This is a genomic window from Falsihalocynthiibacter sp. S25ZX9 (genome assembly GCF_041205405.1).
Classification (GTDB): Bacteria; Pseudomonadota; Alphaproteobacteria; order Rhodobacterales; family Rhodobacteraceae; genus Falsihalocynthiibacter; species Falsihalocynthiibacter arcticus.
Genome location: NZ_JBGFCD010000231.1, coordinates 1 through 304 on the forward strand (window position 1 = coordinate 1; position 304 = coordinate 304).

General features: G+C 47.7%; 1 protein-coding gene. It reads left to right on the forward strand.

The genetic code is table 11. The annotated features are described in order from the left end of the window. A partial coding sequence (locus AB9F29_RS22050) for a dimethylsulfonioproprionate lyase family protein (RefSeq protein WP_369757270.1) occupies window positions 1-229 on the forward strand: 229 nt, incomplete at its 5' end. Between the last annotated feature and the right edge of the window lie 75 nt (window positions 230-304).

Below are 304 nucleotides of genomic sequence, written 5' to 3' on the forward strand. Positions count from 1 at the left end.
CACCTATCCAGCTCATGCACACAATGGCATTACAGAGAGTTATGTCTGCCTTTCTGGTGCCGTCAGCGAGAACAATCAGGGCGTTTACACCCCTGGATCTATGATATTCAACCCGCCCGAACAACTACACCGGATAACCGTTTCCGATATCGATCCGGCACTGCTCGCATATGCTTGGATCGCACCGCCCGAGATTCTAACTTCAAATACCATGAATTTTCGGAGATAAAAGTAGTGGCAGAGTGGTGCTATCATGTGTGGACATTTATGGACCCCTCCTTTTTGCAACACCTTAGTTAGATCT